Below are 25,759 nucleotides of genomic sequence, written 5' to 3' on the forward strand. Positions count from 1 at the left end.
CTTCGGCCGCGAACTCCCCGACTTCACCTGGGAACGCACCGACCGCACCGACGCCCTCCGCACCGCCGCGGGCCTGTAGTCCCGTCACCGCACCGCACCCCCGGGGCCCGGACACCGACACAGGTGTCCGGGCCCCGGGGGCGTTCACGGCGCCGCCGTGCCCCGGTTCCCGGCGAGGACCGGCCGCGTCGCGATGTCCGAGGCTTCTGGTAGGAATTCAGCTGTGAGCAGCGACGACGAGCGGGCCGAGGAGCCCGGGGCCGGGATGCCGGAGCAGCTTGCGCTGATCCGGGAGACGGTGCGCGGGGCCAAGGTGCCGCGCGCGAAGCCGCGCACCTGGCGGGGGGCCGCGCTCGCCGAGGAGCTGCCGGTGGCGCGGGTGCTGGTGAACAAGGGCGTCCTGCACCTCGACCAGTACTTCGACTACGCCGTGCCCGCCGAACTGGACGCCGACGCGCAGCCGGGAGTGCGGGTGCGGGTCCGGTTCGGCGCGGGCGGGCGGCAGGTGCGCGGCGGACGGCGCGAGGGCGGCGGGCTCGTCGACGGCTTCCTCGTCGAGCGCCGGGCGACGTCGGACTACCAGGGAGCGCTGGCCGCCCTCGCGTACGTGGTGTCGCCCGAGCCGGTGCTCGGACCCGAACTGCTGGCGCTGGCACGGGCGGTCGCCGACCGGTACGCGGGCAGCCTCGCCGACGTCGTCCAGCTCGCGGTGCCCCCGCGCAACGGCCGGGCCGAGTCCAAGCCGTCCCCCGAGCCGCTGCCGCCGCCCCCCGCGCCCGAGCCGGCCACCTGGCAGCGGTACGCCAACGGGCCCGCGTTCCTGCGCGCCCTCGCCGAGGGCGGTGCGCCGCGGGCGGTGTGGACCGCGCTGCCTGGCCCGCACTGGTCGCAGGAGATCGCCCGCGCGGTCGCCGCCACGCTCGCCTCCGGGCGCGGCGCCCTCGTCGTCGTCCCGGACGGGCGGGCCGCCGCACGGGTCGACGACGCGCTCACGGCGGTGCTGGGGGAGGGGCGGCACGCGCTGCTCACCGCCGAGTCCGGCCCGGAGAAGCGCTACCGCCAGTGGCTCGCGGTGCGGCGCGGTTCGGTGAAGGCGGTCGTCGGCACCCGGGCCGCGATGTTCGCCCCGGTCGCCGATCTCGGACTCGTGGCCGTCTGGGACGACGGGGACTCCAGCCACAGCGACGACAACGCCCCGTTCCCGCACGTCCGCGAGGTGCTGGAGCTGCGCGCCGCCCACGGCCCCTGCGGCTTCCTGCTCGGCTCCACCGGCTGCACGGTGGAGGCCGCGCAACTCGTGGAGAGCGGCTGGGCGCTGCCGCTGGCCGCGGACCGCGCGGTGCTGCGTACGGCAGCCCCCCTGATCCGCACGGTGGGCGACGAACAGCTCGGCCGGGACTCCGCCGCGCGGACCGCCCGGCTGCCGAGCCTCGCCTGGCAGGCGGTGCGCGACGGGCTGAAGGACGGCCCGGTGCTGGTGCAGGTGCCGCGCCGGGGGTACGCGCCCCGGCTGGCCTGTGAGCGCTGCCGGACCCCGGCCCGCTGCCGGCACTGCGCCGGACCGCTGCGGGCACCGGACGCCCACGCCCTCGACTGCGCCTGGTGCGGCCGGTCCGAGCCGTCGTGGCACTGCGAGAACTGCGGCTCGAACCGCCTGCGGGCGCAGATCGTCGGCGCCCGCCGGACCGCCGAGGAGCTGGGCCGGGCCTTTCCCGCCGTACCGGTGCGCACCTCGGGGCGGGACCACGTGCTGGACGAGGTACCGGGCACCCCGGCGCTGGTCGTCTCCACGCCCGGCGCCGAACCGGTCGCCGAGGGAGGCTACGCGGCGGCCCTGCTGCTGGACGGCTGGGCGATGCTGGGCCGCCCCGACCTGCGGGCGGGGGAGGAGGCGCTGCGCCGGTGGACCCACGCCGCCTCGCTGGTGCGGGGGCAGGACGCGGGCGGCACGGTGGTCGTCGTCGCGGAGCCGACCCAGCGGCCGGTGCAGGCCCTGGTGCGGTGGGACCCGGCCGGCTTCGCCCGCCGGGAGCTGGCCGAGCGCGCCGAGCTGGGCTTCCCGCCGGTCTCCCGGATGGCGTCGGTGGCCGGTCCGACGGAGGCGCTGGCCGGGTTCCTCGGATCGCTGGACCTGCCGGCCGGGGCGGAGATCCTGGGGCCCGTCCCCCTGCGGGGCGCGGACCCCGGCCGGCCGCGCAGGCCCTCGGACCCCCCGGTGGGGGAGACCTGGGAACGCGCGCTGATCCGGGTGGTGCCGGGGCGCGGTGCGGCCCTGGCCGGCGCACTCAAGACGGCGCAGGCCGCCCGCACCGCCAAGGGCGGGGGCGACCCGCTGCGGATCAGGATCGACCCGCCCGACATCGGGTAGCCCTCCGGTGCCGGGCGGCGCGGACCGGCGAGGGTCAGCCGTTGCGCGGGCCGGGGAAGACGCCGGGGCGCAGTTCCTCCCGGGGCAGGGGGTCGTTCTGCGAGGGCTGTGGCGGCATGGAGCGCGCCGCGGGCACCGTGGGCAGCGGCGCGGCGGGGCCGGCGGCGTGCGCCCCCGGCACGGGCCCGATGCCGACCGGCCGGGGCACGGCCGCCGACGACTCGGTCGTGGTCTGGGCGGCGCCGCTCTGGCCTGCGGCGGCCCGGCGGGAGCCGTAACGGCGGTGCACCGCCTGCTTGGTGACCCCCAGGGCCGACCCCACGGCGTCCCAGGAGAAGCCGAGCGAACGGTCGAAGTCGACCGCGGCGGTGACCAGGGTCTCGACGCTGTCCCGCAGCTCCTGGGCCAGCCGCACGGTGGGGGCCGGGGCCCTGCCGTAGACGACGAAGCCCGAGGAGGGGCCGGAGCGGCGGGGGCGGTAGACGTTGCCCAGCTGGGCGGTGAGGGTACGCAGCGCGTCCACCTGCCGCCGGACCCGCTCGATGTCGCGCACCAGCAGGTGCAGGCTGGCCCGCGCTTGGGCGTCGTGGGTTGCGTGGTCGGCCATGAAGAAGCCTCTCGAACCGGCGTTGAATCGGAATCGGGCCGCTTCGGGACGGCCCACCTCGGTCAATCTCCTTTGACCAACGCTTCAGTCGGGCATGTGGTCACGCAATCGGGTTCTCCGTGCGTATGCGCGGGGCGCACGCCCTCCCGCGCGCCCCCGCACGACCTCTTCGCGGCGCGTAGGGGAGCGCATCGGTACCGAAGGGGGCGCGCGGGAGGCCGCCCGGGCGTCGCGCCCCGAGCCGGCCCGTCGCGGCCCCGGCCGCCCGCCCGGCCCCCGTCCCCGGCGTCCCTTCCGGGCCGCCGGGCCCCGGCCCGTACGCGCCGGCCCGCTCCCGCCGGGCCCTCCCCGGCCCCCGCCCGGCCCCCGCGCCGTCCGCCCCGGGCCCCTTATAGACTGGTGAGCTGCCCGTCACCGTACGTACCGCCCCGAGAGGCAGTCAGCCACCCATGAAGCTCGTCTTCGCAGGCACACCCGAGGTAGCCGTCCCCGCGCTGGACGCCCTGATCGCCTCCGGCCGCCACGAGGTGGCGGCGGTCGTCACGCGTCCCGACGCCCCGGCCGGCCGGGGCCGCCGACTGGTCGCCAGTCCCGTCGCGGACCGCGCCGAGGAGGCGGGCATCGAGGTGCTGAAGCCCGTCCGGCCCCGCGACGAGGCGTTCCTGGAGCGGCTGCGCGAGATCGCCCCGGACTGCTGCCCCGTCGTCGCCTACGGGGCGCTGCTCCCGAAGTCCGCGCTGGAGATCCCGGCGCGCGGCTGGGTCAACCTGCACTTCTCCCTGTTGCCCGCCTGGCGCGGCGCGGCCCCCGTCCAGCACTCGGTGATGGCGGGTGACGAGGTCACCGGGGCGTCCACGTTCCAGATCGAGGAAGGGCTCGACTCCGGTCCGGTCTTCGGGGTGCTGACCGAGGAGATCCGCCCCACCGACACCAGCGGTGACCTGCTCACCCGGCTCGCCTTCGCCGGCTCCGGGCTGCTGGTGGCGACGATGGACGGCATCGAGGACGGCACCCTGCGCGCGGTGCCGCAGCCCGAGGAGGGTGTCACCCTCGCCCCGAAGATCACGGTGGAGGACGCCCAGGTGCGGTGGACCGATCCGGCGCTGCGGGTCGACCGGGTGGTGCGCGGCTGCACCCCCGCACCCGGCGCCTGGACGACCTTCCGAGGCGAGCGGCTGAAGATCGTGCACGCCGCCCCGGTCCTGGACCGCGGCGACCTCGCCCCCGGCGAGATCGCCGCCGCCAAGAAGAACGTGTACGTCGGCACCGGATCGCACGCCGTCGAGCTGCTCTGGGTCCAGCCGCAGGGCAAGAAGCCGATGCAGGCCGCCGACTGGGCGCGCGGTGTGCGCATCGCGCCCGGCGAAATCCTCGGGGCCTGATCCCGCCGGGCCCGCGGTGCGACGCCGGGGCCGGCAGGGCGCCCGCCCGCGAGGGTGCGTCCCACCCGGCGGCCCGGAGATGCCCGGCCGCCGGAGATGCCCGCGGCCCGGAGATGCCCGGCGGCCGGGCGACGTAGGCTGGACGGGTTGTCCCCTCACCCTCAGCGGAGCACCTTTCACGTGAACGACCAGCCCCGGCGCCGTCCCGCCAAGCCGCACCGCCGCCCGCAGAAGGACCCCGTGCGGTTCCTGGCCTTCGAGGCGATGCGGGCGGTGGACGAGCGCGACGCGTACGCCAACCTCGTCCTGCCGCCGCTGCTGAAGAAGGCCCGCGCCAAGGGCGACTTCGACGCACGGGACGCCGCGCTGGCCACCGAGCTGGTCTACGGCACCCTCCGCCGGCAGGGCACGTACGACGCGATCATCGCTGCCTGCGTGGACCGGCCGCTGCGCGAGGTGGACCCGCCCGTGCTGGACGTGCTCACCATGGGCGCGCACCAGCTCCTGGGCACCCGCATCCCGACCCACGCCGCGGTCTCCGCCAGCGTGGAGCTGGCCAGGGTGGTGCTGGGCGAGGGACGGGCCAAGTTCGTCAACGCCGTACTGCGCAAGATCTCCGCGCACGACCTGGACGGCTGGATCGAGAAGGTCGCCCCGCCCTACGAGGACGACCCCGAGGCCAACCTCTCGCTGGTCCACTCGCACCCCCGCTGGGTGGTCTCCGCGCTCTGGGACTCCCTCGGCGGCGGCCGCGCGGGCATCGAGGACCTGCTGGAGGCCGACAACGAGCGCCCCGAGGTCACCTTGGTGGCCCGGCCCGGCCGCTCCACCCCCGACGAGCTGCTGGACGCGCTGGGCGAGGAGAACGGGCTGCCCGGCCGCTGGTCGCCGTACGCGGTGAGGATGGCCGAGGGCGGCGAACCGGGGGCGCTGGCAGCGGTGCGCGACGGTCGTGCCGGGGTGCAGGACGAGGGCAGCCAACTGGTCGCCGCCGCCCTGGCCGCCGCCCCGCTGGAGGGCTCCGACTCCCGCTGGCTGGACGGCTGCGCGGGGCCCGGCGGCAAGGCCGCGCTGCTCGCCGCGCTGGCCGCCGGCCGGGACGCGTTCCTGCTCGCCGCGGAGAAGCAGCCGCACCGCGCCCGGCTGGTGGAGCGCGCGCTGGCCGGGAACCCGGGCCCCTACCAGGTGGTCACCGCCGACGGCACCCGCCCGCCGTGGCTGCCCGGCAGCTTCGACCGGGTTCTGATGGACGTGCCCTGCTCGGGTCTCGGCGCGCTCCGCCGCCGCCCCGAGGCGCGCTGGCGGCGCCGGCCGGAGGACCTGGAGGGATTCGCCCCGCTCCAGCGCGGCCTGCTGCGCGAGGCGATGAAGGCCGTGCGCGTCGGGGGCGTCGTCGGCTACGCGACCTGCTCGCCGCACCTCGCCGAGACCCGGACCGTCGTGGAGGACGTGCTCAAGGGGCGCGGCGGCGACCCGGTGCAGGCGGAGTGGGTCGACGCGCGTCCGCTGATGCCCGGCGTGCCCGCGCTCGGCGACGGCCCCGACGTCCAGCTCTGGCCGCACCTGCACGGCACGGACGCGATGTATCTGGCGTTGCTCCGCCGGACCGCGTGACGCCGGCCCGCGGGAACCGGCGCACCGGTGTGCGGCGGCGCGTCCCGGTGGCGCGGGGCTGAGCCCGCGTACGCCGGTCGCACGAGCCGGGGCGCGCGGGGAGCGGCCGCGTCGGCTACGGTCCCCGGCCGCCGCGCCCCGACGGCACCGTACGGCGCGGCCCGCTCGGTCCGGCGCGGGCTCTGGACACCGTGCGTAGGGGGCGGTGGCGGTCGGCGTACGTGCCCCCGCCGGAGGGCGGGACGCCGTCGGGCGGGAGCGCCGGGAGGACTTCCCGGGCGGCGGACTGCTCGAACTGTAATCACCCCGTGAGGCTTTGGGGCGCACTGTGGCGGGTGAGCGTCCCGGAACATGGCAGGCTGGGGGCATGGCCCAGATCAACCCCAGCATCCTGTCCGCCGATTTCGCCCGTCTCGTCGAGGAGGCGAAGGCCGTCGAAGGCGCCGACTGGCTCCATGTCGACGTGATGGACAACCACTTCGTCCCCAATCTGACGCTCGGCGTCCCGATCGTGGAGTCGCTGAGCCGGGCCACGGACATCCCGCTCGACTGCCATCTCATGATCGAGGACGCGGACCGCTGGGCTCCGCAGTACGTCGAGGCGGGCGCCGGCTCCGTCACCTTCCACGCGGAGGCCGCCGCCGCGCCGGTCCGGCTGGCGCGCGAGATCCGGGCAAAGGGCGCCCGCGCCTCCATGGCGCTGAAGCCCGCCACCCCGATCGAGCCGTACGAGGACCTGCTGCCCGAGCTCGACATGCTGCTGATCATGACGGTGGAGCCGGGGTTCGGGGGGCAGGCCTTCCTCGACATCATGCTGCCGAAGATCCGCCGCACCCGGGCCTTGATCGCCAAGCACGGTCTCGACCTGTGGCTCCAGGTGGACGGCGGGGTCTCGGCCACCACCATCGAGCGCTGCGCGGAGGCCGGCGCGGACGTCTTCGTGGCCGGTTCTGCGGTCTACGGCGCCGACGACCCGGCGGCGGCGGTGCGCGGTCTGCGGGCTCAGGCCGAGGCGGCCGCGGCGGGAGTGCCCCGAGCGTGCGGCCACTGAGCCAAGGGCAGATGAACGCGGCCCGACGGGCCGTTCGGAGAGCGCCGGATCTGACAGGATGAGCGGCGTAGCGAGCGTGTGAACAGCAGTGAGGAGATCGCGGTGTCGGGCATCTCGGCGGGTCGGTCAGCCATGCGGATGGGACCCGCGGAGCTGGTGCAGGCGGCGGCCATGGCGCGCCGGTTCTACCTGGAGGGGAAGTCCAAGATCCAGATCGCCGAGGAGTTCGGCGTGAGCCGCTTCAAGGTGGCCAGGGTCCTGGAGACGGCCCTCGAACGTGATCTCGTGCGGATCGAGATCCGGGTTCCGGCGGAGCTGGACGCGGAGCGTTCCGACGCGCTGCGGGCCAGGTACGGACTGCGGCACGCGGTGGTCGTGGAGTCCCCTGCGGAGGAGCAGGAGGACGCCCCCGACCCCGAGAACCTCGGGGAGGTGGCGGCCGAGCTGCTGGGCGAGCTGGTCAACGAGGGGGACGTGCTGGGACTGGCCTGGGGCCGGTCCACGATCCACATGGCGGCGGCGCTCGACCAGCTGCCGCCGTGCACGGTCGTGCAACTCACCGGGGTCTACGACGCCGGCACGGCGGAGCGCGGCTCGGTGGAGGCGGTCCGGCGGGCCGCCCAGGTGTCGGGCGGCGAGGCCCACCCGATCTACGCGCCGATGCTGCTGCCGGACTCGGCGACCGCGGCGGCGCTGCGGCACCAGACGGGCATCGCCCGCGCCTTCGAGTACTTCGACAAGGTGACGGTCGCCGCGGTGTCCATCGGCTCTTGGGAACCCGGCATCTCGACCGTCCACGACATGCTCACCGACGAGGAGCGGGCGCACTACGCCTCGCTCGGCGTCGCCGCCGAGATGTCCGCGCACCTCTTCGACGCGGACGGCCGCCGGGTCGGCCGGGACCTCGGCGAGCGGTGCATCACGGTCGAGGCGGACCGGCTCCGGCGCATCCCCGAGGTGGTGGCCATCGCGGGCGGCCAGCGCAAGGCCGCGGCCATCGGCGCGGTGCTGCGGTCCGGCCTGGTCACCAGCCTGGTGACGGACACCGCCGCCGCCGACTACCTGCTGACCGAGTCCACCGCCGGCGCCCGCCCGGCCCTGGAGCGGGCCGACCCGGACGACTGAGCGCGGTGCGGCACGCACCCGAAGGGGGCGGCCCGGACACTCCCGGTGTCCGGGCCGCCCCCTTCGCGTCGTGCGGAGTGCCGTGGTGCGGAGTGCTGGGAGTGCGGAGGGCTGTCGTGCGGGTGCCTCAGCCGCGCGGGTCGGGCGGGCCGTGCACCACGTGCTCGGGCGCCACACCCAGCACCGCTTCCTCCAGGTACTCCTCCGGCTCCGTGTACTGGTCGACGTCGGCCGGGTCGTACCGGGGTGTCAGCCGGGACCAGTCGAGATTGCCGCGCATCCAGCTCCGCATGCCGTCGAGGTAGGGGACGAGCAGCCCGTTGAGCCCCGGATACAGGTCGAGCAGTTCGTCCTCGGCCGCGAGGAAGCGCTCGGTCTCGGTGGCGATCCGCTCCGCGACGAGGTCGAGGGCCTCCTGCTCGCCGAGGCCGCGGTGGTGGCGGACCAGGTGGACGAGGTTGTGGATCTCGCCGAGCACCTGCTCCTTCTCGTAGGAGTAGACGTCGTTGGCCCAGCAGACGACGTTGCAGGAGGCTTCCAGCGCGGTGATGAACCGGGGGTCGTTGTGGATCGACTCCGGCGCCTCGATGCCGGTCACGATCTCGATGAGGTCCATGCAGACGTGGATCGCCCCGGTGTGCCGGCGCTTGGCTATGTACGTCTCCTCGGACGGCACCTCACCGGCGGCCCTGTTGCCCGCCTCCCAGGTGGTGGCGGTCGTCAGGTAGGACACCAGGTGCCAGGCGAAGCGGGTGCGCCAGTGCGGCGCGGTGCCGGGCGTGGTGCGCCCCCACAGGTCGGCGAGCGCCACCACGGCGGCGGGCGGGTCCTCGCCGGGCAACGGCTCGGGTGCCGTGCCGTCGATCACTGCCCGCATCCGGGCGACGACGTCGCGCACCCGCTCCGGGGTGCGGCCGAGGTGGCCGTCGTCGAGCTGGTCGTCGACGAGGAACAGCCACACGAACCAGTCCGCCACCAGGTCCAGATCGTCCTTGGCGGCGGTGGGGTGGACCATGCCGACGAACGACGCGAAGTCGGCTTGTTCGAAGCGCTGTCGGGCCGAGGGGCGGTTGACCAGTCCGGTCTGTCGGGTCCAGGCGTCGAGGTGCTCCCGGGTGCCGCCGACGTGCGGATTGGTCCGCTGGGGGAAAGGGCAGTAGATGTCCGGCAGTTCGCTCTCCACAGGCGGATCCGGTTCCTCTCCGGTCGAACGCGTCACGGGCGGCACGGAGATCGTCGGCGAGGGCCGGGCCACCCCCAAGACCTGCGCTTTCGAAGCTACCTGAGTGCGCGTCACCCGGTCCAGCAGTCATGTGGGGGAGTGGTTCGGATCTCGTTCGGGCGCTGCGGAGCCGGTAGGAGCGGAACCGTGTACACCGCTCGGAGGGTGGGTAGCGTCACGGTGGGAGCGGCGCATCCTCGTGTCCGGAAGGCCACGGAGAGCGCTCCCGCGCTCTTGGAGGAACGTACGAGGTCGGCGTCGTTTTGCTGTGCCTTCGGGGCGCGACCGACACCGATTCGTATGAAAACATGAGTGTTATGCGTTTTCTTGAGCCAGGAACCGGTCGCTACACGGACGCCCCCACCGTCCCCTACGACCTCACCTACGACGACGTCTTCATGGTCCCGGGCCGGTCGGCGGTGGTTTCGCGCCAGGCGGTGGATCTCTCCTCGCCCGACGGCACCGGCACCACCATCCCGCTCGTCGTCGCGAACATGACGGCCATCGCGGGCCGCCGGATGGCCGAGACCGTCGCCCGTCGCGGCGGGCTCGTCGTGATCCCGCAGGACATCCCGATCGACGTCGTCACCGAGGTCGTCTCCTGGGTCAAGACCCGGCACCTGGTGCTCGACACCCCCATCGTGCTGGCCCCCGGCCAGACCGTGGCGGACGCCCTGTCCCTGCTGCCCAAGCGCGCCCACGGCGCCGGGGTCGTCGTGGACGGGGAGGGGCGGCCCGTCGGCGTCGTCACGGACCACGACCTGACCGGCGTGGACCGCTTCACCCAGCTCTCCGAGGTCATGTCCAAGGACCTCCTGGTGCTCGACGCGAAGATCGACCCGCGCGACGCCTTCCACCAGCTCGACGGCGCCAACCGCAAGCTCGCCCCCGCCGTGGACGCGGACGGCCGGCTGGTCGGCATCCTCACCCGCAAGGCGGCCCTGCGCGCCACCCTGTACACCCCGGCCACCGACGCCGACGGCAGGCTGCGCATCGCCGCCGCCGTGGGGATCAACGGCGACGTGGCCGGCAAGGCCGCGCAGCTGCTCGCCGCCGGCGTGGACACCCTCGTCGTGGACACCGCCCACGGCCACCAGGAATCCATGATCAGCGCGATCCGCGCGGTCCGGGCGCTCGACCCCCGGGTGCCGATCGTGGCGGGCAACATCGTCGCCGCCGACGGCGTCCGGGACCTGATCGAGGCCGGCGCGGACATCATCAAGGTCGGCGTGGGGCCGGGCGCCATGTGCACCACCCGGATGATGACCGGCGTGGGCCGCCCGCAGTTCTCCGCGGTGCTGGAATGCGCCCGCGAGGCCAAGAAGTACGGCAAGCACGTCTGGGCGGACGGCGGCGTCCGCCACCCGCGCGACGTGGCGATGGCGCTCGCCGCGGGCGCGTCCAACGTGATGATCGGCTCCTGGTTCGCCGGGACGTACGAGTCCCCGGGCGACCTCCAGCAGTCGGCCGACGGCCGGTTCTACAAGGAGTCCTTCGGGATGGCGTCGGCGCGGGCCGTGAAGAACCGGACCTCCGAGGAGTCCGCCTACGACCGGGCCCGCAAGGCGCTCTTCGAGGAGGGCATCTCCACCTCGCGTATGTTCCTCGACCCGACCCGGCCGGGCGTGGAGGACCTGATCGACTCCATCGTCGCGGGCGTCCGCTCCTCCTGCACCTACGCCGGCGCCGCGTCGCTCACGGAGTTCGCCGAGAAGGCGGTCGCCGGAGTGCAGAGCGCCGCCGGTTACGCCGAGGGCAAGCCGCTGCACGCCAGCTGGAGTTGAGCCGTCCGGCATCCCCCGTCCACCCCGCTGCCCCCACGACCTCGCGTCGCGGGGGCAGTGGCGTTCCCGGGAGCCGTCCGCACCGGCCCGGCAGGCCGATAACGTTCTTCAACTCCGTTCCATCGTCAGTAATATGAATCGCGTTCAGTTGCCTGCCCACTCTTGCGGTAAGGGATCTCATGTCCTTCTTCACTGACCTGGCCCAGCAGTACATCGACGGCAAGTGGAGGCCGGGGAAGGGGTCGTGGGACATCATCGACTTCAACCCCTACGACGGGGAGAAGCTCGCCTCCATCCCGGTCGCCACCGCCGAAGAGGTCGACGAGGCCTACCGCGCCGCCGAACGGGCGCAGCCGGGCTGGGCGGAGACCAACGCGTACGCCCGGCGCGGCGTGCTGGAGACGGCGCTGCGGCTCGTCGAGGAGCGCGAGTCCGAGATCGGCGACGCCATCGTCGCGGAGCTGGGCGGCACCCGGCTGAAGGCGGCCTTCGAACTGCACCTGGCCAAGGAGTTCCTCCGCGAGGCGATCCAGATCGCGCTGCGGCCCACCGGGCAGCTCCTGCCCTCGCCGGTCGAGGGCAAGGAGAACCGGGTCTACCGCGACCCGGTCGGCGTCGTCGCCGTCATCAGCCCCTTCAACTTCCCCTTCCTGCTCTCCCTGAAGTCGGTCGCGCCGGCCCTCGCCCTCGGCAACGCCGTCGTCCTCAAGCCGCACCAGAACACCCCGATCTGCGGCGGCACCCTGATCGCCAGGATCTTCGAGGACGCCGGGCTGCCCGCCGGGCTGCTGAACGTCGTCGTCACCGACATCGCGGAGATCGGCGACGCGCTGCTGGAGCACCCGGTGCCCCAGGTCATCTCCTTCACCGGCTCGGACAAGGTCGGCCGCCACGTCGCCACCGTCGGGGCCGCCCACCTCAAGCGGGTGGTGCTCGAACTCGGCGGCAACAGCGCCCTGATCGTCCTGGACGACGCCGACATCGACTACGCGGTCGACGCGGCCGTCTTCAGCCGCTTCGTCCACCAGGGACAGGTCTGCATGGCCGCCAACCGCATCCTGGTCGACCGCGCCGTCGAGCAGGAGTTCACCGAGAAGTTCGTCGCCAAGGTGGCCTCCCTGAAGGTCGGCGACCCGGCCGACCCCACCACACAGATCGGCCCCCTGATCAACGGCAACCAGGCCGAGGCCGTCACCCGGCTGGTCGCGCAGACCATCGAGGCGGGCGCCACCGCGCTGCTGCACGGCACCACCGAGGACAACCTCGTCGGCCCGTCCGTGCTCACCGGCATCGCCCCCGACTCGCCCGTCCTCCAGCAGGAGATCTTCGGCCCGGTCGCCCTGCTGATCCCGTTCGACGGCGAGGACGAGGCGGTCCGCATCGCCAACGACACCCCCTACGGCCTCAGCGGCGCCGTGCACACCGCGGACATCGAGCGCGGCGTCCGGGTGGGGCAGCGCATCCACACCGGCATGATCCACATCAACGACGGCACGGTGAACGACGAGCCGATCGTGCCCTTCGGCGGCGTCAAGAACTCCGGGCTCGGCAGGCTCAACGGCGAGTCCACCGTCGAGTCCTTCACCACGCAGAAGTGGATCTCCATCCAGCGCGGCCACACCCAGTTCCCCTTCTGATCCGCTCCGGTCCCTCTCCGCCCCCGGCCGCCCCGCACGAACCGTCCGCGCCGCCGCGCGGCCGCCGGGGCGGTCATGGTCTACTGCGGGGGCGGCACCTGCCGCCGCCCCCGTGACCGGCCCCCAGAGAAGCGACCGCCCGACGTGCGCCTGAACGACCTCGACGAACGCATCCTGCACGCCCTCGCCGAGGACGCCCGGCGCTCGTACGCCGACATCGGCGCGCTCGTCGGACTCTCCGCCCCCGCCGTGAAACGCCGGGTGGACCGGCTCCGGGCCGAAGGGGCGATCACCGGCTTCACCGTCCGGGTCGACCCGGCGGCGCTGGGGTGGCAGACCGAGGGCTACATCGAGATCCACTGCAGCCGCAACACCTCGCCCGAGGCCATCAAGCGAGGGCTCGCGCGGTACCCGGAGATCGCGTCCGCCTCCACCGTCACCGGGGACGCCGACGCGCTGGTGCAGGTGTTCGCCGCAGACATGCGCCACTTCGAGCAGGTTCTGGAACGGATCGCGGGCGAGCCCTGGGTCGAGCGGACCAAGTCCGTCCTGGTGCTCTCCCCGCTGCTGCGCCGCTACTCCTCGGGCGCGCCGACACCGTAGCGGCGGCGCGCGGACCGAGCGGGGAGGCCCGGTCTCGGGGACCTGCCACCGCGGCGCCCCGGACGCCCCCGCCCCGGCCTCCGGCGCGCGTGCCCCTGCGGTCCGGACGCCTCCCTGCCGAGGAGACCGGGATCACGCCGCTGACCTGCGGAAACCATGGGCGCAACGAATCGCCGCGATCGGGCGTGAAGACGCAACGGATCGACGGTCGGCGCGCAACGCTCGCGTCTTGTCCGGCGTCGCCCCGAACCGTACCGTCGATACGTCTCCCCACCCCGCCCGTCCCTGCCGAGGTCAGCCATGCCGTCGTCGTTGCGCACCGCCCTGTTCCAGAGCTCGGGCAGGCCCGGCGCCGTGGACACCAATCTGGAACTCCTCGACGCGGCGGCGCGACGGGCCGCCGCGGCCGGCGCCCGGCTGCTGGTGACCTCCGAGATGTACCTCACCGGATACGCCCTCGGCGACCGGGTGCCCGCGCTCGCCGAACCGGCCGACGGTCCCGGCTTCCACGCCGTCGCCGAGATCGCCCGGCGCCACGCGCTGGCCGTCCTCTACGGCTACCCGGAACGCTCCGGGGAACTGCTGCACAACTCCGTGCAGCTCGTCGGCGCCGACGGGACCGCGCTCGCCCACTACCGCAAGACCCACCTCTTCGGCGACTTCGAGCGCCGCTGGTTCACCCCCGGCGACCACGCGGTGGTCCAGGCCGAACTCGACGGCGTCCGCCTCGGGATGCTGGTCTGCTACGACGTCGAGTTCCCGGAGAACGTACGGGCGCACGCGCTCGCCGGGACGGACCTGCTGCTGGTCCCCACCGCGCAGATGCACCCCTACCAGTTCGTCGCCGAATCCGTCGTCCCGGTACGGGCGTTCGAGAACCAGCTCTACGTGGCCTACGTCAACCGGGCAGGCCAGGAAGGCGCGTTCGAGTTCGTCGGGCTGAGCTGCCTGGCCGGTCCCGACGGCGCGGTCCGCAGCCGCGCCGGCCGCGGCGAGGAACTCCTCGTCGGGGAGGTGGACCCGGACCTGCTGGCCGCCTCGCGCGCCGCCAACCCGTACCTCCTCGACCGGCGCCCCGACCTCTACGCCGCCCCCTCCCCCCGGGGCTGACCCGCCCCGCCGCCCCGCCCTCGCCCCGCCGCACGCGGGCGCCTGCGACCGCCGCCCCCCGTGGGCCGCAGCCGCGTACCTTTCCGCAAGGAGTCCGAACCCATGACGTCCACGGTGCCCAACGCCGTCCAGCACACCGACGCGGCCCCGCCGATCACCATGTTCGGGCCGGACTTCCCCTACGCCTACGACGACTTCCTCGCCCACCCCGCGGGCATCGGCCAGATCCCCGCGACCGAGCACGGAGCCGAGGTCGCCGTCATCGGGGCCGGGCTGTCGGGCGTCATCACGGCGTACGAGCTGATGAAGATGGGGCTGCGGCCCGTCGTCTACGAGGCCGACCGGATCGGCGGCCGGCTGCGCACCGTCGGGTTCGACGGCTGCGACCCCTCGCTGACCGCGGAGATGGGCGCGATGCGCTTCCCGCCCTCGTCCACCGCGCTCCAGCACTACATCGACCTGGTGGGCCTGGAGACCAGACCGTTCCCCAACCCGCTCTCCCTGGCGACCCCCTCGACCGTGGTCGACCTCAAGGGCGAGTCGCACTACGCCCGTACCGTCGACGACCTCCCGCAGGTCTACCGCGACGTGATGAACGCGTGGAACACCTGCCTGGAGGAGGGCGCCGACTTCTCCGACATGAACCGCGCGATGCGCGAACGGGACGTCCCCCGGATCCGGGCGATCTGGTCCGCGCTGGTCGAGAAGCTCGACAACCAGACCTTCTACGGCTTCCTCTGCGCGTCCGAGGCGTTCTCCTCGTTCCGGCACCGGGAGATCTTCGGCCAGGTCGGCTTCGGCACCGGCGGCTGGGACACCGACTTCCCCAACTCCATCCTGGAGATCCTGCGCGTCGTCTACACCGAGGCCGACGACCACCACCGCTCCATCGTCGGCGGCAGCCAGCAGCTCCCGCTGCGGCTGTGGGAACGCGAGCCCGCCAAGCTGGTCCACTGGCCGCGCGGCACCTCGCTGGCCTCCCTGCACGGCGGCGAGCCGCGCCCCGGCGTGACCCGGCTCGACCGGACCGCGGGCAACCGCGTCACCGTCACCGACGCGGACGGCGACATCAGGTCCTACCGGGCCGTCGTCTTCACCGGACAGTCCTGGCTGCTGCTCTCCAAGATCGCCTGCGACGACGCGCTCTTCCCGATCGACCACTGGACGGCGATGGAGCGCACCCACTACATGGAGTCGTCCAAGCTGTTCGTCCCCGTCGACCGGCCGTTCTGGCTGGACGAGGCCGTCGACGACCGGGGCGATCCCACCGGGCGCGACACCCTGTCCATGACGCTCACCGACCGGATGACCCGCGGCACGTACCTGCTGGACGACGGGCCCGGCAAGCCCGCCGTCATCTGCCTCTCCTACACCTGGTGCGACGACAGCCTGAAGTGGCTGCCGCTGTCGCCGAAGGAGCGGATGGACGTGATGCTGAAGTCGCTCGGCGAGATCTACCCGAACGTCGACATCCGCAAGCACATCATCGGCAACCCGGTGACCGTCTCCTGGGAGAACGAGCCGTACTTCATGGGCGCGTTCAAGGCCAATCTGCCGGGCCACTACCGCTACCAGCGGCGGCTGTTCACCCACTTCATGCAGGACCGGCTGCCCGCCGACAAGCGGGGCATCTTCCTGGCCGGCGACGACATCTCCTGGACCGCCGGGTGGGCCGAGGGCGCGGTGCAGACCGCGCTGAACGCCGTCTGGGGCGTCATGGCCCAGTTCGGCGGCGCCACCGACCCGACCAACCCGGGACCCGGCGACCTGTTCGACGAGATCGCTCCGGTGGAGCTGCCGGAGGACTGACGGGGCGGGCGTACGGGCGGGGCCGGTGGCGGGACGGCACGGCCGCCCCGCCACCGGCGGATCAGCGCAGCCGGGCCAGGGCGTCGACCGTCACCGGGTGCGCGAGGGGCCGCCCCGACAGCAGCCGCAGCACCTCGTCCGCCGCGCTCGCGCCGAGCCGCTGCCGGCACTCCACGCTGCCCGCCGCCTGGTGCGGGGTGAGCAGCACGTTCGGCAGCGCCCGCAGCGGGTGCTCCGGCGGCAGAGGCTCCTCGTCGAAGACGTCGATCGCCGCGTCCAGCCGCCCCGACGCCAGCTCGGCGAGCATCGCGTCCTGGTCCACCAGCCACGACCGGGCGGTGTTCACCAGCCCGGCGCCGTCCGGCATCAGCGCCAACTGCCGGGCCCCCAGCATGTGGTGGGTCTCCACCGTCACCGGCGCGTGCACCGCGACGATCCGACTCCGCGACAGCAGCGTCTCCAGGCCGACCCGCTCCACCCCCAGCTCCGCGGCGTCCGCCTCCGTCAGGAACGGGTCCATGACGCCGACCCGCGCGCCCAGCGCCCGCACCATCCGGATGTACGCCCGCCCGGTGCGGGACGCGCCGATCACCCCGATCTCGCTGCCGTGGATCTCGTGCCGTTCCGGCGCCGCGCCCGCCTCCTCCCAGGCCGCCCCCCGCCGCAGCGCGTGGTCGAACCGGTGGACGCGGTGCAGCAGCGACAGGGTGAAGGCCAGCGCCACCTCCGCGACCGGCCGGGCCATCTCGTCGCCCGCCTGGGTGACGTGGACCCCGCGTGCGAACACCTCCGGGGTGACGTAGGGGGCGACCGCCGATCCGGTGTGCGCGACCAGCTCCAACCGGTCGGCGGCATCGAGCAGTTCGGCGTCCACCCGCGGGCTGCGCCAGGACAGCACCAGCGCCCGCGCGCCCGGCACGGCTGCCAGCAGCGCCTCCCGGTCGCGGTGCTCGTCCAGCACGGTCAGCTCCGCCGCCTCCGCCAGCCGCGCCCACACCTCGGGCGTGAAGAACTGCGCCCGCAGATGCGGCGGTACGGAGACCACCACCCGCGGCCGGGAGCCGGCGGAAACGGGTGCCGGTGCGGGCGCGGGTTCAGGAGAGCCAGGCATCGAGGTGCTCCGCAACGAAGGCGTCATCGGTCAGCCAAGGGTAGGCCCCGGCCACCCGGCTGATCTCCTCGGACTGTCCGGGCGACAGGGTCTCCGCCGGGTCGAGGCACCGGATGTTGGCCAGCAGGCCCTGACGGCGCAGGACTTCGTGGACCCCGGCGATGCAGCCGCGGAAGCCTCCGCGCACGTCGAAGACCGCGCTGTTGGCGTCGGTGAGCTGGGGGCGCCGTGCCAGGCAGCGGACCGCCGCCGCGTGGTCGCCGGCCCGTGCCGCGCGCACGTCGTCGAACAGCGCCGCGGCCGCCCCGGTCCAGACGGCCCACTGGCCCAGCAGCCCGCCCGCGAACCACCGGAGCGTGCCGTCGGCGGTGGCGTACGGGGTGAGCAGGTCGCCGATGATGTCGTCGTCGTTGCCCGTGTACAGGGCGACCTCGCCGGACCGGTCCGCGGCGGCCACCGCGCGCACCACGTCGGCGGTGCGGTACCGGTCGAACGGGGCGATCTTCACGGCGACGGTGGAGGGCAGGTCGGTGAAGGCGGACCAGAAGGCGGGGGAGAGATACCGCCCGCCCACGGCCTCCTGGAGGTAGAAGCCGATCACCGGCAGCACCTCGCCGACCGCGCGGGCCCGGTCCAGCAGCCCCTTCTCGTCGGCGCCGGGAACGGCGGGGCTCAGCAGCACGGCGTCGTAGCCGAGTTCCGCCGCGGTCTCCGCCTCCGCGACGGCCTGGGCGGTGTAGCCGCAGGCGCCGGAGATCTTGGCGAACGGGCGGCCGGCCTCCGCGTCGACGGTCTCGGCCGCCAGCTCCAGCACGGGCCGGAACAGGCCGTTCGCCGGTTCCCTGATCTCGAACTGGGTGGTGTGCACGGCGACCGCGACCCCGCCCGCGCCCGAGGCCAGGTAGTAGCGGGTGAGGGCGCGCTGACGGCGTTCGTCGAAGGTCCCGTCCTCGTGCAGGGCCAGCGGATGGGCCGGGATCACCGCGCCGGCGCGCAGTACGCCGAGCGGGGTCGCGGGCGGCGCGGTGGTGGGCTGCCCGGTGGTGGGCTGTGTGGGGGTGGGCATGGGGTGGATCAGAACCTTCCGTCGCGGACCTGGAACTTGGTGGGCTTCCCCGAGAGCGGCAGCCCCCGGCGCAGCCAGTCGGCCTGCATCCGGACCAGGGTCCGCAGCGGCACGCCGGGGTAACCGAACAGGGCGTGGCAGCGGCTCGCGTCGGAGAGTAGCGCCGTCGGCGCCTCGGCGCCCGTGAAGACGGGCTCCCGGTCGAACTCCGCGCCGAACCAGTGGGCCAGCCGGCGCACCGACACCGTCTCGGGGCCGGTGAGGTTGAGGGTGAACGGCTCCTCGCCGGTGGCGTGGAGCAGCGCCCGCAGGGCCACTTCGTTGGCGTACCCCTGCCAGACGACGTTGGCGTGCCCCGTCGTCACGTCGACCGGCTCGCCGGCCCTGACGCGTGCGGCGACGTCGGCGAGCACGCCGTAGCGCAGGTCCACCGCGTAGTTGAGGCGGATCACCGCGACCGGGGTGGACCGGGTGAGCGCGGCGTGGCCGAAGATCCGCTCGCGCCCCAGGCACGACATGGCGTACTCGCCGACCGGGGCGACCGGGTCGTCCTCGGTGCAGCCGCCCGAGGCGACGTCCACCAAGGGGTAGACGTTGCCGGTGGAGAAGGCGGAGATCCGGGCGGCCGGCCAGCGGCGCACCACCCGGTCCGGCAGGGCCGCGTTGACCGCCCAGGCGTGCGAAGGGGCCCCGCTGGAGCCGAACTTGGCGCCGACCATGAAGACGACGGCGCCCGCGTCGGGCAGCCGCCCCAGGTCGGCCCGCGGATCCATCAGGTCGAAGGCGAGGGCGCGCACCCCGGCGGCCTCCAGCGCCTCGGCGGCGGCCGGGTCCGACCAGCGGGAGACGGCGTACACCGTCACGTCCGTGCGGCCGGCCGCGTCCAGCGCGCGGCGGGCCAGCCGGCACAGGCTGGGACCCATCTTCCCGCCCGCGCCCAGCACCAGCAGGTCCCCTTCGAGCCCCGCGAGGTCCGCGACGAGCGCGGGGGAGGGGGCGGACAGCCGCTCCTCGAGCGCGGCCTCGTCGGTGAACATCTCCTCGTCGGTGTACATCTCGGCTATCCCTTGATCCCGGACGCGGTGACGCCCTCGGTGAAGTAGCGCTGGCCCACCAGGTACGCGGCGAAGATGGGCACGAACGCGATGACGGAGCCCGACAGCACCACGTTGAGCGGCACGTTCTGCTGCTGGAGCGAGGCGATGCCCACGGTCAGCGTGCGCATGTCGGTGGACTGGCCGACGATCAGCGGCCAGAGGAAGTCGTTCCAGTGCCACAGGAAGACGAAGACGCCCAGCGTGGCGAGGATCGGCTTCAGCAGCGGCAGCACGATCCGGTAGAAGATCTGCCACTCGCCGCAGCCGTCCAGCCGGGCCGCCTCGAACAGCTCGTCCGGCAACCCCTGGATGAACTGCCGCATCAGGAAGACCGCCTGGGCGTTGGCGAGGGTCGGCACGATCAGACCCCAGTACGTGTCCACCCCGCCGAGCTTGGCGATCATCGCGAAGGTCGGGATCATGGTGACGTGGTACGGCACCATCACCATGGACAGGAACGACCAGAACATCGTCTCCCGGCCGGGGAACCGCTTCTTGGCGAACGCGTACCCCGCCAGCGAGGCGAGCAGCAGCACGCCGACCACGGAGACGACCGAGTACACCAGGGTGTTGAACAGCCAGCGCGGCACGTTCTGCGCGCCCATCACCGTGTCGTACGCCTCGCCGGTCAGCGGCCACGGCAGCAGGCTGCCGGGGAACTCGACCGCCGCGGACGGCTTCAGCGAGAGCACCACCATCGCGTAGAACGGGAAGACGGTGGCCACGGCCGCGACGGTCAGCAGCGCGGCGCGCGCGATCCGGCCCGCCCGCGAGGGCTTCAGCCCGGCCGGCACGGTGTCGCGCTCCGACTCCCTGCGCAGCCGGCGCGCCGCCCGGCGGTCCGCGGCGGTCGCGGGGGCGGGGATCTGGTCGACGGGGGGCGCCTGGGGCGCCACGGTGGTCCCGGTCATGGTCACTGGTCCTTCCCGATCACGAGTCGCTGGATCACGGCGACCACCACGGTCAGCACGAACAGCGCCACCCCGATAGCGGCGGCGTATCCGAGGTCGAAGTACTTGAAGCCCGCGTCGTACAGCTGGAAGACGAGCGTGTAGCTGGCGTTGGCGGGGCCGCCCCCGGTCATCGTGTAGACGGCGTCGAACACCTGGAACGACGCGGTCGTCTCGATCACCGCGAGGAAGAACAGGGCCGGTTTGAGCTGCGGCAGCACGATGTGCCGGAACCGCTGCCAGGGGCCCGCGCCGTCGGTGAGGGCCGCTTCCTCCAGCTCGCGCGGGATGTCCTGCATCCGGGCCAGCAGGATGAGCATCCCGTAGCCGAAACGGGACCAGACGCCCACGATCGCCAGCGCCGGCAGCACCAGCAGGTCGTCGGAGAGCCATGAGCTCTCCGAGAAGCCGAGCAGGCCCATCAGGTTCGACCACGGGCCGCCGGTGGAGAAGATCCAGACGAAGACGGTGGCCGCGAGGACCAGTGAGGTCACCACCGGCAGGAAGAAGACCGAGCGGAAGAACCTGGCCCCGCGGAACGCCCGCCGGGTGATCAGCGCCAGCGCGACGGAGGCGGCGATCGTGCCGGGCACGGCGAGCACGGTGTAGAGGACGGTGACCTTCAGCGCCTGCCAGAACAGCGGATCGGCCCACAGGCGGGTGAAGTTGTCGAGGCCGACGAAGCTGCCGCCCCCGGTGAGGCTGTAGTCGGTGAAGCTCATCAGCACGCCGGCGACGCCGGGGCCGAACCGGAACGCCAGGAAGAGCAGGAAGCACGGGAGGACGAAGAGCAGGCCGATCCGGGCCTCGCGGCGCGCCTGCGGCCCGCTGCGACGGCCCCGGCGGGTGTGTTCCGCGACGACTGCCACGGGGATCTCCTTGCGGTACGGGGGAGGGTGGGGCGGGAAGGGGCCGCGGGTGCGGCCCCCGGGAGCCCGCCTCCCGCGGACCGGCCGGAGGGCCGGCCGGAGCGGGGGAGGCGGGGAGGCGGGCCGGGGTCAGCGGCCGAGCATCGCCTGTGCGGCCTTCGCCGCGTCGTCCAGCGCCTGCTGCGGCGACTTCTTGCCGAGCAGCGCCGCCTGGATCTCCGGCGCGAGGACGCCCATGACCTCGCGGGACTTGTCGTGCAGCGGGCCCACCGTCATGCTCGGCAGGGTGTCGGCCACGGCCTTCTGCAGGGCGTCGCCCGGGTAGAGGTCGCCGCCGGAGGTCCGCGCCGGGAAGTATCCGGCGCTCTTCTCCAGCCCGGCGGTGTTCTTCGACTCGGCCACGAAGTTCAGCCAGTCGCCGGTGTTCTTCTTGTCGGCGCCCTTCAGCATCGACAGCGCGCCGACCGTGCCGTAGCCCACCGACTCGGTGCCGGTCAGCGGCGGCCGTACGACGGTGTTCTCCTTGCCCCAGAACGGCTCGACGTCGGCCGGGGTGTTCTGCCAGGTGCAGGCGACCTTGCCGCGGGCGACGGGCGTCTGCTCCAGCTTCGGGGTGGCCGTCACCAGGTCCTTGTCGGTGTATCCGCCGTCCACCAGCTTCTTCAGGTAGGTGAGCGCCTCGACCCCCGGCGCCTCGGCGAAGGCGACCCGGGAGCCGTCCTTCGAGAAGACGTCGCCCCCGGCCTGCCAGAGCAGCGGGTAGAACGTCATGTTCAGGGTCTGCTGGGTGTCGCCGCTGTAGCTGGTCGCGTAGAAGCCCTTCTTCTTCAGCGCGGGCGCCAGCGCCGACAGGTCCTCCCACGACGTCGGGTAGTCGCTCCGCCCGAGGGCGTCGAAGACCCGCTTGTCGCAGATCAGCGGGTTGGCGCTGGTCAGCACGGGGGTGCCGAGCACCTTGTCCTGGTAGGTGACGGACTTCAGCGCGAAGTCGGTGTAGTCGGCCCTGGCGTCGGCGGGCATGTACTCGTCGGCGGGGACGATGTTCGCCGCGTACTTCGGCATCTGGTCCGGGATCAGGTAGACGGCGTCCGGGCCCTTTCCGGAGGCGATGGCGGTCGCGAGCGCGGTGTCCCGGTTGGCCCAGGGGAACGTCTCGACCTTCACGGTCACGCCCGGGTGCTCCTTCTCGAACGCCCCGACCAGGCCGTCCCAGTACTCCTTGTTCTTCGCCTCGTCGAAGATGACGGGGTAGGTCCACATGGTGACGGCGCCGTCGTCGTCACCGCTGCCGCCGCAGCCGGCGAGCACCCCGGCGGCGAGTGCGGAGGCGAGGACGGGGACGACGAGCGCGCGGACTCCGGAACGCCGGTGCGGCAGAGCGGACATGAGGGTTTCCTCCGAGGTGGCGGGGGTGGGGATGAGCGGGGTCATGCGGCCGGCACCCGCTGCACGGTGCCGGTGTGACGGGCGCGTTCGGCGGCGAACGCGGCCAGGTGGGAGCCGAGCGAGGTGCCGGGGCCGGAGCGGACGGCCGTGGGGTCGCCGGTGGCGACGGCGGTGACGAACGCCTCGACCAGCCGGAAGTCCCCGCCCCCGTGGCCGTCCCCGGCGTTGGACCCGGAGGCGCCCGTCGAGTGGACGGTGGTGGCCCCGGTACGGAAGTCCTGCACGGTGACACGTTCGCCGTCACCGGTCAGCCAGCCGTGCGAGCCGAACACCCTGGTCTGGCGGTGCGTCTGCTCGGTGAACGCCATCATCTGGAAGGTGGCGGTCACCCCGCCGGTGAGCTGCATGGCGAGCACCTGGTGGTCGACGACGTCGTTGTCGCTCCGGTACACGCACACCCCGTACGGACCTTCGCGCAGGGCCCGCACGAGCCCCGCCTCGTCGGTCTCGTCCGTCACATGGGTGACCGGCCAGACGTGGCCCCGCTCCCGCAGCGTCGGCATGTACAACTTCGGTGCGCTGTAGGGGCATTCGGGCTCGACCGCACAGTCGAGACAGCGCTCCGCCGACCCCTCGGGAGCGTTCTCCGGCCGGAAGTGCGCGAGGCCGCCGAAGCCGGTCACCTGCTCGATGCGGGCGCCCATGACGTACGCGATCCAGTCCAGGTCGTGGCAGGACTTGGCGAGCAGCATGGGGGAGGACTCCCGCTCGCTGCGCCACGGGCCGCGCACGTAGCTGTGCGCGTAGTGCCACCAGCCGACCGGCTCCAGGTGCTCCAGCGAGACGAGCCGGCCCAGCACCCCGGAGTCGACCACGCCTTTCACCAGGTCGGTGTACGGCGTGTATCGCATGACGTGGCAGACGGCGAACAGCACCCCGGCCCGCCGTACCCCCTCGACGATCCGGCGGGTCTCCTCCTCGGTCGGGGCGAGCGGCTTCTCGGCGAGGATCGCGTAACCGGCCTCCGCCAGCGCCAGGACCGGTTCCACGTGCATCCGGTCCTGGGTGGCGACGATGACGGCGTCGGCGATCCGCTCCTCGGCGAGCGGCCGCCAGTCGTCGAACCGGAGCGGCGCGCCGGACGCCTCCCGGGCGGCGGGCCGGGGGTCGGCGACCGCGACGAGTTCGGCGCGGTCGGGGTGGTTCTTGATCCACTGGGCGTAGGTCAGGCCGCGGTTGCCGGCGCCGACGAGGGCGACCCGCACCGGGCGGCCGGTGATCGGGGTATGCATGGACACGCGCATCCTTGCCGTTCGGTGGGGTGTCGGGGTGTGTGCGGGGGTGCGCCGGGAGGTCAGAGGCGCAGGTTGCCGGCGGTGTGCGTGATCCGCCCGCCCTCGTCCGGCAGCGCGGTCCGCACCGTGCCGTCCTCGACGCAGGAGGCGTGCAGCAGATGGCTGCCGTCGTCGGCGAACGCGGCGGGCCGCAGTTCGATCCGGCCGCCGGTGAAGGCGCAGCCCGTCGCCCGGTAGCGGTTGGGGCCGTCCGTCACCAGCAGATGGGCCGTCTCCCCGGTGGCCGTCGAGTCCAGCCCGGAGAGCCTCCAGTCGACGGTCCGGGCGCCACCGGTCCGGGCGAGGAAGGCCGCGGCCTCGTTGCTGCCGGTGAGTGTGGTCCCGTCGACCCGCAGTCGCTGGTCCTTGGCCGAGGACAGCGTGATCCCGCTGTCCCGGAAGGTCCCGCCGCGGACGGTGACGTCGCCGTGGGCCACCCGCAGCGGGGCCGCGGACGGGGAGCCGGTGACCGTGCAGCCGTCCAGGACGAGCGGCCCAGTGCCGTTGAGGACGGCTCCGGCGACGCCCGCGAGCGTCGTGCGCACCAGGTGGACCGGCGCGGTGACGTTGGCCTGGGTGATCTCGGCCCCGGCGGCGAACGCGAACGCCGAGTCGGCGACCACGTTGGGCCGCGCGGAGAGCGCGGACGCCTGGGACACGATCAGCGGGCCGCTCGCGGTGCAGCCGCGCAACTGCACCCCGTCGGCGTTGACCCAGAGCATCCCGGAGCCGGCGAGCGACTTCTTGCCCTGGACGTGCACGTCCTCCAGCGTCAGGTCGGTGATCTTCACCCGGGCCACGAACCAGGAGCAGGCGTGCCGCCGGACGGTGATCCGCTTGGCCCGTCCGCCCCACGCGGCACCGGAGTTGGCGAAGGTCATCAGTCCGCTGTTGCCGGTGAAGACGAGGTCGTGCTCGAACTGGCCGTGCGTCACGAACGGCCCCTGGTCGTCGCCGTCGCCGTGGCAGTTGGTCACGTAGCAGTAGGCGGACGCGGTGAAGTCGTTCAAGTGGCGGGCGTTGGAGGTGTGGCAGTCCTCGACGTGCCCGTAGAGGCAGTAGATCTGCTGGGTGAGGTAGCCGGCCCCGCCGTAGGTGACCGACTTCGGGTTGGCGAGCGAGCACTGCTCGGTGCGGAAGTACGTGCACCAGCGGCGCATGATCACGGGCCAGAAGGTCCCGGTGGCGTGGATGCCGGAGACGTCGCAGTGGACCGCGTACTCGTAGCTGACCGGGTGCGAGCCGGTCATCTCGTCCTCGCCCCAGCCCTCGAAGACCATGTTGCGCACATGCACCTGCTGGACCGGGTCGACCCGGGTCCAGGTCAGGGTGCGGCCCGCCGCGAGGTCCCAGCCGATCTGGTAGTTGACCCGGACGTGCGAGCCGTCCACCACGTCGGTGATCTGGACCAGCCGCTGGATCTCGCGCTCGTACGTCCCCGAGACGACGTCGGTCTGGAGCGCCCACCATTGCCCGGTTTCGAACGCCCCGGAGTCGCCGACCTCGAAGAGATCACTGAGGTCCGGCATGGGCGCGGTGAGGGTGTGGACGACCTTGGTGTCGGTGGGGGTGCCGGTGAAGGCGAGGACGGCGCCGAAGGGGTTGTCGTGGGTGTTGGGTTCGATGCCGGTGGT

At 73.4% G+C, this 25,759-nt stretch carries 20 protein-coding genes; 10 read left to right on the forward strand and 10 right to left on the reverse strand.

What is annotated here, in order from left to right; all coding sequences use genetic code 11:
- Positions 1-223 precede the first annotated feature (223 nt).
- Complete coding sequence (locus Q0994_RS33165; protein ID WP_299542301.1) at positions 224-2,368, forward strand: primosomal protein N'; 2,145 nt, start codon at positions 224-226, stop codon at positions 2,366-2,368.
- A gap of 34 nt (positions 2,369-2,402) precedes the next feature.
- Here the strand turns inward: Q0994_RS33165 and Q0994_RS33170 are convergent, their stop codons facing one another.
- Positions 2,403-2,975 (reverse strand): hypothetical protein, encoded by a 573-nt coding sequence (locus tag Q0994_RS33170; RefSeq protein WP_299542303.1) that lies wholly within the window; start codon positions 2,973-2,975, stop codon positions 2,403-2,405.
- A 449-nt stretch (positions 2,976-3,424) separates the two neighbouring features.
- On the opposite strand from Q0994_RS33170, the gene fmt reads away from it, so the two are divergent.
- From fmt to Q0994_RS33190, 4 genes are all read left to right on the forward strand, one after another.
- Positions 3,425-4,357 carry a methionyl-tRNA formyltransferase gene (gene fmt, locus Q0994_RS33175; RefSeq protein ID WP_299542305.1) on the forward strand — a complete coding sequence of 311 codons (933 nt, stop codon included), beginning with the start codon at positions 3,425-3,427 and terminating at the stop codon, positions 4,355-4,357.
- A 180-nt stretch (positions 4,358-4,537) separates the two neighbouring features.
- On the forward strand, positions 4,538-5,971 hold the full coding sequence (locus Q0994_RS33180) for an RsmB/NOP family class I SAM-dependent RNA methyltransferase (RefSeq protein WP_299542307.1): 1,434 nt from the start codon (positions 4,538-4,540) through the stop codon (positions 5,969-5,971).
- Positions 5,972-6,338: 367 nt separating this feature from the next.
- Positions 6,339-7,022 carry a ribulose-phosphate 3-epimerase gene (gene rpe / locus Q0994_RS33185; protein WP_299542309.1) on the forward strand — a complete coding sequence of 228 codons (684 nt, stop codon included), beginning with the start codon at positions 6,339-6,341 and terminating at the stop codon, positions 7,020-7,022.
- A gap of 78 nt (positions 7,023-7,100) precedes the next feature.
- Entirely contained in the window at positions 7,101-8,147 is a 1,047-nt protein-coding gene (locus tag Q0994_RS33190) for a sugar-binding transcriptional regulator (RefSeq protein ID WP_299542311.1), read from the forward strand.
- A gap of 127 nt (positions 8,148-8,274) precedes the next feature.
- Here the strand turns inward: Q0994_RS33190 and Q0994_RS33195 are convergent, their stop codons facing one another.
- Entirely contained in the window at positions 8,275-9,330 is a 1,056-nt protein-coding gene (locus tag Q0994_RS33195; RefSeq protein ID WP_299542313.1) for a terpene cyclase, read from the reverse strand.
- A 356-nt stretch (positions 9,331-9,686) separates the two neighbouring features.
- On the opposite strand from Q0994_RS33195, the gene Q0994_RS33200 reads away from it, so the two are divergent.
- The 5 genes from Q0994_RS33200 to Q0994_RS33220 all read left to right on the forward strand — a co-directional run bounded on the left by Q0994_RS33200 (position 9,687) and on the right by Q0994_RS33220 (position 16,312).
- A complete protein-coding gene (locus Q0994_RS33200) occupies positions 9,687-11,153 on the forward strand; it encodes a GuaB1 family IMP dehydrogenase-related protein (RefSeq protein WP_299542315.1) in 1,467 nt (488 codons plus the stop codon).
- Positions 11,154-11,332: 179 nt separating this feature from the next.
- On the forward strand, positions 11,333-12,790 hold the full coding sequence (locus Q0994_RS33205; protein WP_299542317.1) for an aldehyde dehydrogenase family protein: 1,458 nt from the start codon (positions 11,333-11,335) through the stop codon (positions 12,788-12,790).
- A gap of 144 nt (positions 12,791-12,934) precedes the next feature.
- Positions 12,935-13,393 carry an Lrp/AsnC family transcriptional regulator gene (locus tag Q0994_RS33210; RefSeq protein ID WP_299542319.1) on the forward strand — a complete coding sequence of 153 codons (459 nt, stop codon included), beginning with the start codon at positions 12,935-12,937 and terminating at the stop codon, positions 13,391-13,393.
- 300 nt (positions 13,394-13,693) lie between these two features.
- Positions 13,694-14,503 (forward strand): carbon-nitrogen hydrolase family protein, encoded by an 810-nt coding sequence (locus tag Q0994_RS33215; protein ID WP_299542321.1) that lies wholly within the window; start codon positions 13,694-13,696, stop codon positions 14,501-14,503.
- Between the two features lie 102 nt (positions 14,504-14,605).
- Entirely contained in the window at positions 14,606-16,312 is a 1,707-nt protein-coding gene (locus Q0994_RS33220; RefSeq protein ID WP_299542324.1) for an NAD(P)/FAD-dependent oxidoreductase, read from the forward strand.
- A 61-nt stretch (positions 16,313-16,373) separates the two neighbouring features.
- On the opposite strand, the gene Q0994_RS33225 is transcribed toward Q0994_RS33220, so the two are convergent.
- From Q0994_RS33225 to Q0994_RS33260, 8 genes are all read right to left on the reverse strand, one after another.
- Positions 16,374-17,423, reverse strand: coding sequence for a hydroxyacid dehydrogenase (locus tag Q0994_RS33225; protein ID WP_299542326.1), 1,050 nt, complete (start codon positions 17,421-17,423; stop codon positions 16,374-16,376).
- Positions 17,407-18,489 carry a dihydrodipicolinate synthase family protein gene (locus Q0994_RS33230; protein ID WP_299542328.1) on the reverse strand — a complete coding sequence of 361 codons (1,083 nt, stop codon included), beginning with the start codon at positions 18,487-18,489 and terminating at the stop codon, positions 17,407-17,409. Before Q0994_RS33230 ends, Q0994_RS33225 begins: the two co-directional genes overlap by 17 nt.
- An 8-nt stretch (positions 18,490-18,497) precedes the next feature.
- On the reverse strand, positions 18,498-19,526 hold the full coding sequence (locus Q0994_RS33235) for an NAD(P)-dependent oxidoreductase (RefSeq protein ID WP_299542340.1): 1,029 nt from the start codon (positions 19,524-19,526) through the stop codon (positions 18,498-18,500).
- A 23-nt stretch (positions 19,527-19,549) separates the two neighbouring features.
- Positions 19,550-20,497, reverse strand: coding sequence for a carbohydrate ABC transporter permease (locus Q0994_RS33240; RefSeq protein ID WP_299542330.1), 948 nt, complete (start codon positions 20,495-20,497; stop codon positions 19,550-19,552).
- 2 nt (positions 20,498-20,499) lie between these two features.
- Positions 20,500-21,405, reverse strand: coding sequence for a carbohydrate ABC transporter permease (locus tag Q0994_RS33245; protein ID WP_299542332.1), 906 nt, complete (start codon positions 21,403-21,405; stop codon positions 20,500-20,502).
- A 129-nt stretch (positions 21,406-21,534) separates the two neighbouring features.
- Positions 21,535-22,836, reverse strand: coding sequence for an extracellular solute-binding protein (locus Q0994_RS33250; protein ID WP_299542334.1), 1,302 nt, complete (start codon positions 22,834-22,836; stop codon positions 21,535-21,537).
- Positions 22,833-24,089, reverse strand: coding sequence for a Gfo/Idh/MocA family protein (locus tag Q0994_RS33255; RefSeq protein WP_299542336.1), 1,257 nt, complete (start codon positions 24,087-24,089; stop codon positions 22,833-22,835). Before Q0994_RS33255 ends, Q0994_RS33250 begins: the two co-directional genes overlap by 4 nt.
- 56 nt (positions 24,090-24,145) lie before the next feature.
- Positions 24,146-25,759 (reverse strand): peptidase C14 (locus Q0994_RS33260; RefSeq protein ID WP_299542338.1); only part of this gene is annotated, 1,614 nt, incomplete at its 5' end.

Source organism: uncultured Streptomyces sp., assembly GCF_947488945.1.
Classification (GTDB): Bacteria; Actinomycetota; Actinomycetes; order Streptomycetales; family Streptomycetaceae; genus Streptomyces.